At 50.1% G+C, this 5,775-nt stretch carries 8 protein-coding genes; all 8 read left to right on the top strand.

Annotation, left to right across the window (positions count from 1 at the left end; genetic code table 11):
• Nucleotides 1-27: 27 nt before the first annotated feature.
• Nucleotides 28-264, top strand: coding sequence for an acyl carrier protein (locus Q0Z94_RS10795; protein WP_298069596.1), 237 nt, complete (start codon nucleotides 28-30; stop codon nucleotides 262-264).
• 10 nt (nucleotides 265-274) lie between these two features.
• Nucleotides 275-994 carry an MBL fold metallo-hydrolase gene (locus Q0Z94_RS10790; protein WP_298069595.1) on the top strand — a complete coding sequence of 240 codons (720 nt, stop codon included), beginning with the start codon at nucleotides 275-277 and terminating at the stop codon, nucleotides 992-994.
• Nucleotides 978-2,381: an AMP-binding protein gene (locus Q0Z94_RS10785; protein WP_298069593.1), complete on the top strand. Its 1,404-nt coding sequence runs from the start codon at nucleotides 978-980 to the stop codon at nucleotides 2,379-2,381. The genes Q0Z94_RS10790 and Q0Z94_RS10785 overlap by 17 nt, the downstream gene beginning before the upstream one ends.
• On the top strand, nucleotides 2,374-3,048 hold the full coding sequence (locus tag Q0Z94_RS10780) for a GNAT family N-acetyltransferase (RefSeq protein WP_298069591.1): 675 nt from the start codon (nucleotides 2,374-2,376) through the stop codon (nucleotides 3,046-3,048). Before Q0Z94_RS10785 ends, Q0Z94_RS10780 begins: the two co-directional genes overlap by 8 nt.
• Complete coding sequence (locus Q0Z94_RS10775; protein WP_298069589.1) at nucleotides 3,038-3,199, top strand: hypothetical protein; 162 nt, start codon at nucleotides 3,038-3,040, stop codon at nucleotides 3,197-3,199. Before Q0Z94_RS10780 ends, Q0Z94_RS10775 begins: the two co-directional genes overlap by 11 nt.
• A 24-nt stretch (nucleotides 3,200-3,223) precedes the next feature.
• Nucleotides 3,224-3,757, top strand: coding sequence for a GNAT family N-acetyltransferase (locus tag Q0Z94_RS10770; protein WP_298069587.1), 534 nt, complete (start codon nucleotides 3,224-3,226; stop codon nucleotides 3,755-3,757).
• Nucleotides 3,758-3,761: 4 nt separating this feature from the next.
• The gene (locus Q0Z94_RS10765) at nucleotides 3,762-5,456 is read left to right on the top strand and encodes a hypothetical protein (RefSeq protein WP_298069586.1); all 1,695 of its coding nucleotides are present in this window, start codon (nucleotides 3,762-3,764) and stop codon (nucleotides 5,454-5,456) included.
• Between the two features lie 46 nt (nucleotides 5,457-5,502).
• On the top strand, nucleotides 5,503-5,775 hold a 273-nt coding region (locus Q0Z94_RS10760), incomplete at its 3' end, for a DegT/DnrJ/EryC1/StrS family aminotransferase (RefSeq protein WP_298069585.1).

The raw sequence follows: 5,775 nt of genomic DNA, 5'->3' as shown, positions 1-5,775 counted from the left end.
TCTTGAAACCTGGAAGGAGCTTTTCTGATGAGCAATGAAGAAAAATATACCCAGGCCTTCATGCAGGCCTTTGACATTGACGCCGAAACCGCCCGGGATCTGACGTTTCAGGCCATTCCCGCGTGGGATTCCGTGGGGCACATGGGCCTTGTGGCCGCGCTGGAAGAGGCCTTCGACATCATGCTGGAGCCTGACGACATCGTGGATCTGAGTTCCTTTGCCAAGGGCAGGGAACTTCTCGCCAAGTACGGCGTCGCGTTCTGAGGCGGGCAGGATGGACAGACTGACGGCAGCTTCCCGCGAGATATTCCGCTTCGTCTCGGAGGACGTGCGCACGAACATGTACGTTCTTCTCGATGGAGCGCGGGCGCTCGTTGTCGATCCCCATCCTTCCGCCGAGGTTCTTGCGCTCCTTCAGGGATCAGGCGTTGCGGAATGCACCGTCCTGCTCACGCACGAACACCCGGATCACATCTCCGGCCTATGCACTCTGCAAGAGCTGAGGAAGACCCGCTGGAAGACGAAGATCATCTGTCAGGAGGCCTGCGGCCGCGCCATAGCCTCCACGGACAACTGCCATCCGGCGCTGGTGGTAGCCATGCTGGCCATACAGGATTCCCGGAACGGTACGGACACGGCAGAACACTTCCGGCAGAACTACGAACCGCGCACCTATGCCGCGGATGTGACCTTTGGCGAGCGCCTGGAACTGGACTTCGGGTGCGAGCACTTCACCCTGGTGAGCACCCCCGGGCACACGCCCGGAAGTGCCTGCATACTCTGGAACCATGCGGCGGTGTTCACCGGAGATTCCCTGCTCCGGGACATGCCCGTCCTCACACGGCTGCCCGGCGGCAGCACGAAGCGCTACCGCGAAGTGACGCTGCCCTTTCTACAGTCTCTGGACAGAAATCTTCTCGTCCTGCCCGGGCACGGCCCGGAATTTCGTATGTCCGATGTTTGCCACGGAGATGCCCATGTGGAACCTGTCTGACTTTGAACACCGCACCGCGCTCATTGATGAAACGGGCGAAAGCCTGACCTATGGCCAGCTCTACAGCGGGGCCGGGGAACTGGCAGCGCACATTGACGGGCGCTCCCTGGTCTTCTGTCTCTGCTCGAACAGCATGGGTTCGGTTCTGGGCTATGCGGCGTTTCTGAACCACCGCATCGTCCCGCTCATGCTGGATGAACATGTGGACCGCACCCTGCTGGACGGCTTCCTTGCGGTCTACCGGCCTGACTATCTCTGGCTTCCCCGCGCCCAGGCGGATTCTCATGAAGGCCGTGTGGTGTACGAGGCCCGCGGCTACGCCCTGGTGAAGCGCCCCGAGGCGCACGTCTTTCCCCTGCACGAGGATCTTGCGCTCCTGCTCACTACTTCAGGTTCCACAGGTTCGCCGAAGCTCGTGCGGCAGAGCTATGAAAACACCCGCGCCAACACGGTGTCCATCGTGGCTTCGCTGGATATCGATGCGAGTGAGCGCGCCATCACCACCCTGCCCATGAACTACACCTACGGCCTTTCCATCATCAACAGCCATCTGTGGGCGGGGGCGGCGCTCATCCTTTCGCCTTACACTGTGGTGCAGCGCGAATTCTGGACGCTCTTCAGCGGGCAGCAGGCCACGTCCTTCGGCGGCGTTCCCTACACCTATGAAATGCTGGACAAACTGCGCTTTTTCCAGCGCAAGCTCCCCTCCCTGCGCACCATGACGCAGGCCGGGGGCAAGCTCCTGCCCGAACTGCACGGCAAATTTGCCGAATACGCAAGGCGCGAGGGCAAGCGCTTCATCGTCATGTACGGCCAGGCCGAGGCTTCGCCGCGCATGGGCTATCTGCCCGCGGATAAGGCACTGGAAAAGTGCGGCGCCATGGGGGTGGCCATTCCCGGCGGCAGGTTCCGCCTGCTGGACGAGCACGATGCGGACATCACGGCCCCGGGCGTGGTCGGCGAACTGCTCTACGAAGGAAAAAACGTGACTCTCGGCTACGCCGAGCGCGGAGAAGACCTGGCCAAAGGCGATGAGCGGCACGGCGTCCTGCACACCGGGGACATGGCCTCCTTTGACGCCGAGGGCTTTTTTACCATCGTGGGCCGCAAGAAGCGCTTTTTGAAGATTTTCGGCAACCGCGTGGGACTGGACGAGACCGAGCGCCTGCTCAAGAGCCATTTTTCCTGCGAAGTCGCCTGCGCGGGCAAGGACGATGCCATGCAGGTCTTTGTCACTGACGAGGGCGCTGCGGCGGAGGTGAAGCACTTCCTCGCCGAAAAAACCAGGCTCAATCCTTCGGCCTTCCATGTCCATGTTCTGGAGAGCATCCCCAAGAGCGAGTCCGGCAAGACACGCTATGCAACGCTGGAGCAGCTTTATGATTAAGGCCTGGGGCAGCATCCGTCTTGCGGACATCGAGTCCGCGCAGCCGGCCGACTGGGATTTTGCGGGCGCCACCCATGCGCGTGTGCGGCTCCCGGCTACGGCCGCGAACGAAATCGAGATGCAGCGGCGGGGCTTCTTCTGGGCCGACCGCACGCTGAAGGCGTCCATAAGCCTTGCCCGCTGCCCCGTGGATCCGGCAAAGGCCATGCGCCTGCCCGTAGAGAAGCTGGAAAAAACAGACGGCCACAGGGAAGACCTCCTGCGCATTGCCTGCGCGTCCTTTCCCTATGACCGCCGCTTCCATGTGCTCCCGGACTGCGACGCCTCCATCGCCGCGCTGGTGCTGAAGGACTGGGTGGAGGCGCTGGACGATGTGCTGGCCTGCTTCCTGCACGGAAGGCTCGCGGGCTTCCTCGCCCTTGCCCGCCCTTCCGCGGACACACTGTTCGTCCAGCTGGCGGCTGTGGAAGAAGCCTTCCGCAGGACGGGCGCAGCCATGTCCCTTTACGCCGGAGCCTGCCGCGAGGCTGCCGTGCGCGGCGTCAAACGGCTCAATGGCCGCATAAGCACGCAGAACACGGCGGTAATGAACCTCTATGCAGCGTTCGGAGCCGTGTTTTCCGAGCCTGAGGACATCTTTCTGAAAGAGGTGGGCCATGACGCTTGACGAGCTTTTTCAGCTGCCTCCCTACGCGCTCGCCAAAGAGGAGAAGGAAGCGGCCCTCGCTACGATACGTTCGGAGAACTCGGGGGCAAGGCCAGAGCTAGCGGCGTGTTCCGGGACGGACACGACCGCATTCGGGAACTTTCAAGAATAATTTCATGTTGCCAAGGAGAATGTTATGGCCAGGATTGTTCATCCTGAAATGCTTCAGGGGAAATATGTCAATCTGCGGGAGGTGAGGCTGGACGATGCTGCGTTCATTCTGGAACTCCGCACGGATGAGAAGAAATCACGCTTCCTGCATAAAACAGACCCTGACCTGCAAAAGCAGATCGATTATTTGAAACGTTATTTTACTCTGGATAACGAATGGTATTTTATTATTGAAAATAAAAAGCATGAGCCACTGGGGACAATACGCATATATAATGTACAGGGACCACGATTTACCGGAGGGAGCTGGCTCATGAAGGATGGCGCGAGTCCTCAAGAATCCTTTGAAGGGCATTTATTATTTAGAAGATATGCCTTTGAAGTGTTTAATTTTGAAGAATCTGTTATAGATGTACGCAAATCTAATACCAAGGTAGTGCGATACCATAAAATATGCGGTTCCAAAATTATAGGTGAAACAGATCTTGATTATATTTTTATAACGACGAGAGAAATTTATTGGCAAAACAAAGACAAACTCTTTTCCATGTTGGGGTAGAACCATGAATACGAAGCATAGTCTTTTTTTTAAGCAGAACGAAAATCTGAATGATGGATCTTCTAAGATGCCAAAGAGAATATATTTTTTTGAATTTTGTTATGCTGTTGGAGGTGGAAATCTTTTTGTATTAAGACTTATGGAATATTTAATTGTAAAAGAAAATATAAAAGTAGGTATTATAGATTTTTCAGATGGAATTGTAACAAGAACTGGAAAGAAATTTTTTCCAAAGGACGATATCCATTATATACCGTATGAATCTATGGATTGGGATTTGGAAGATGATTCTTGTATTTTTATGCCAGATGACAGAATTGGTTGTGTTAAAAATATTAAAGCAAAAAATATAAAAATAATTTGCTATCATTGGACTACTAATATATCCTGGGGAGTTTTATTTAGAAAAAAAACAGTTTATAAACTAGGAAGAATGTTAAAAGAAAATAATGCCCTAGCTTTTATGAATTTTGCATGCTGGGCATCAGCATGTCATGAATTTAAGCAACGTTTTGAAAAAAAATATATTCCATTATTTTTCTTGAATGAAGATATGTTACCGAATGAAGAACCAGATGAAAGGCAAGCGGCGATATTAAAACAAATACAAAAGCTTCATGAAGAATTAAGAAAAATATCCCATCCTTCTGATGAACAAAATACTCGCCATGAAGAAATAAACGTTGTCTGGCTGGGGCGAATAGTTGGTTCAAAGACGCGAGCGATAAAAAACTTTATTAAAAATTTTTCAGCCTATTCTACCAGCAAGAAGAAAAATTTTCATATTATTGGTAATGGCCCTGATGAAAAATCAATTAAAGAATATTGTACGCAATTTAAGGATATAAATTTTATTTTTAAAGGACTTATGACTGGTAAAGAGCGGGATGCCTATTTGCAGGAGCATACAGATGTCGGCTTTGCAATGGGGACAGCTCTTTTAAATTTTGCAGTGTTATCTTTGCCCGTCATAGCTTCACAGAACCCTACAGATCAATCTTATCAGGATAACTTTTGCTGGCTTTTTGACTGTTATGAATATTCTCTTAGTTCACCGCAAGAAGCAGATCGTGAGAAGGAAATTCTTAAGCCATCATTTAACACTCTGCAGTCATTTAATAAAATGCTTGATGATATAAGCGTTTTTCATAAACATGAGGAATATGGTAAAAAATGTTTTAATTACTACAAAGAAAAGCACGGCAATATAGAATTTACTGGTAAAGACTTATTACAGTGCATTAGTTCAACTAATTTAACATATGAAAAAATTAAAAAATGCTTGAAGTATTTGCCGTATAACTCGGAGCTAGGAATTTTTGCAAGAAGATACTATTTATTATGGCTGCCAATTGTTAAATCTGATACTCACCGTGGTAAAGTATATTACTATATTTTTAATGTACAAGTAGGAGAACTTCAAAATGATACAAAAGAGAAGAAGTTAAAAATTTTTGGATTCCCAATATATAAAACTGTTACACACCTTGATACACTAGATTATTATATTTTTGGTGTGAAGGTAGGATATCTGAAAAATAATAAAAAGCAGAAACACTTAAAATTTTTTGGTTTCCCAATATATAAAAAAGATATCTATGGAAAATATGTTTTTCCTGACATTTGTTCAAAAACAATAAAGCAGCAATGTATAAACAGCTACTCTATAAATAAAAGAATATTTGGTGATAACAAATAAGACTGGATACAACTATTAATACAAACTTCACTAGAAGGAGTCAATCATGGTTTCATTTCTCGACCTTGCTAAAGTGAACAACCGTTTCCGCGGTGAGATAGACGAACGCATTAAGACCGTTCTCGACAGGGGCTGGTATTTGCAGGGCGAAGAGAACGAACGCTTCTGCCGGCACTTTGCCGAGTACTGCGGCACAAAGTACGCTCTGGGCGTGGCCAACGGGCTGGAAGCGCTCGAACTGGTCATCCGGGCGCATGACTTCGGCCCGGGGGATGAAATCATCGTTCCGGCCAACACCTACATCGCCACCATCCTCGCC

Source organism: uncultured Mailhella sp., assembly GCF_947631555.1.
Lineage (GTDB): Bacteria > Desulfobacterota > Desulfovibrionia > Desulfovibrionales > Desulfovibrionaceae > Mailhella.
Note: the sequence above shows the minus strand (reverse complement) of the source record. Positions and strands in the feature narration are given on the sequence as shown.